Genomic DNA, 2,258 nt, shown 5'->3' with positions numbered 1-2,258 from the left:
ATATGGACGTTAGTCCTGCAAAAAAGTCTTATTTTACCTGTGTCAATGTATGGTGGAAGTTACTTTTTCATTCAACCAAGAATTTGTGAACGCTACGGTCTGTGCTAGACGGATATCCACCGGACATCCAGCCCCCATCACATACTGCATAAAAAGGAACAACATATTTTTGCAACTTATCTTGCACTTTCAATGCTATCAACAAATGTATCTTCTGTTTATATATATTATTACTATGAATTTGCATTGCTCAGTCTACAATCCCCAATAACCAGTCTCTGGCATTAATACGTCGAATTCCCTCATATTGTTCTTCTGGTTCTTCATCCATTGTTAAGATAATCTTTGGATAATGATCTCGTATCGCCTGTAATGGCCTTAATTCTCTTAAAAGTGTATTTTCATCTCGTACAGTCAGTGCCACCTGGAAATATACTGTTCCCTTTTTATTCTGTGCCACAAAATCCACTTCATATGAATCGATTTTTCCAACATACACCTCATATCCTCGACGTAACAATTCCAGATAGACTATATTTTCCAGAACATGTCCTGCATCTGCCTGCCTCGAACCTAAAAGCATATACCTCATTCCAATATCAACTATATAATATTTTTCAAGAGTTTTTAAATATTGTTTTCCCTTTATATTATAACGTTTTGCCTGATATATAATATAACTCTCGCTAAAAGCCTCTAGATATTTTTCCACCGTTTTTGTATCAATTTTTCGCCCTTCTGAGGTCATCGTATCTGCAATTTTTTTTGATGACAATGGATTTCCTATATTATCAAACACAAATCTTAAGACACTCTTAAACATCATAGTATCTGTAATTTTTTTTCTGTTTATAATATCCTTTACAACAATCGTATTATAGATTCCTTCCAGATAATCTCTGATCTCATCTGGCTGATTTTTTAATTCCAGTGTAAACGGAAATGAACTATTCTGCAAATACTCAGCATATTTGATTCCTCTGTCATTCATACTGCCAGTACTCTCCATATATTCCTTAAAAGACAACGGCAACATTTCAATCTGAATATATCTTCCTGAAATCATAGTTGCAATCTCACTGGACAACATATATGCATTGGAACCAGTCACATAAATATCTATGTTTTTTTTAATATAAAGACTGTCCAACACTTTCGGAAAATCTGTTACATTCTGAATTTCATCAAGGAAAATATATGTCATTTTTCCATCAATCAGACGTTCCTTTAAATATTTATATAATTTCCTGTAATCTGTCAGTTCTTCATAATCAAGATCTTCAAAATTAATAGAAATAATCTGTTCTTCCTCAATCCCATGCTCTTTTAAATAATTGCGATAAATTTCCAGAAGCATAGATTTTCCACAACGTCGTACACCTGTAACAATTTTAATCAACTGCTTATCTTTCCAGGCTATCAGTTTTTCTAAATATTCTTTTCTTTCTATAATCATAATAATGCTCCTTTCTTTACTAATTATATTCCAAAAGCAGCAAAAAAATCAATAGTTTTAGGATTGCAGTCCCAAAACTATTGATTTTTTTATTTTTATTGGAACAAAAATTAACTTACTAGCTGCTTCTGATAATTTACTGATGGCAATAGATCTTGCAGATGGCATTACTTTCCACAGCACTCCACAATGGCCTTTTCCACATCTTCTATCTGGAATGGTTTTGCCAGATGTGCGGTCATGCCGGCTGCGAGACATCTTTTTGCATCTTCCTCAAATGCATTTGCAGTCATTGCAATGATCGGAACTGTTTTTGCATCCGCCCTGTCCATAGCACGTATGGCTTTTGTTGCTGCGATACCATCCATAACAGGCATCATGACATCCATCAATATGGCATCAAAGGTTCCCGGAGAATTACTTTCGAAGTACTCCACCGCCTGTCTGCCGTTATTTGCAACTGTAACCTTCGCACCGTCATCAGTCAGCAACATTTCTATGATTTCAGCATTAAGCTCATTATCCTCGGCTGCCAACAGATGCAATCCACGAATATTATATTTCTCTGCAATTTCCTCATCCTTTTTCTGTTTCTCTGCAATCTCAAAAGGAATGGTAATGACAAACACAGATCCAACTCCCACCTGACTTGTCACTTCAATACTTCCATGCATCTGCTCAATCAATCCCCTGGCAATCGCCATTCCCAGACCAGTTCCCTGATAAACACTACGGGCATCTGTTTTTTCCTGTGAGAACGGATCAAAAATGCGGCTCAGGAACTCTGCACTCATCCCTATAC

2 protein-coding genes are annotated in these 2,258 nt (G+C 36.0%); both read right to left on the bottom strand.

Translation table 11 applies throughout. From position 1 onward, the window contains the following. Positions 1-250: 250 nt before the first annotated feature. Positions 251-1,456 (bottom strand): ATP-binding protein, encoded by a 1,206-nt coding sequence (locus tag AB5170_RS22345; protein WP_368361441.1) that lies wholly within the window; start codon positions 1,454-1,456, stop codon positions 251-253. 167 nt (positions 1,457-1,623) lie between these two features. After that, a partial coding sequence (locus AB5170_RS22340) for a response regulator (RefSeq protein ID WP_368365166.1) occupies positions 1,624-2,258 on the bottom strand: 635 nt, incomplete at its 5' end.

This window comes from Ruminococcus sp. RTP21484sp1_RTP21281st1_A8_RTP21281_210402 (genome assembly GCF_040914025.1).
In the GTDB taxonomy this organism is placed as follows: Bacteria; Bacillota; Clostridia; order Lachnospirales; family Lachnospiraceae; genus Blautia_A; species Blautia_A faecis.
The sequence above is the reverse complement of the archived record's forward strand: the minus strand, read 5'-3'. Positions and strand labels throughout refer to the sequence as shown.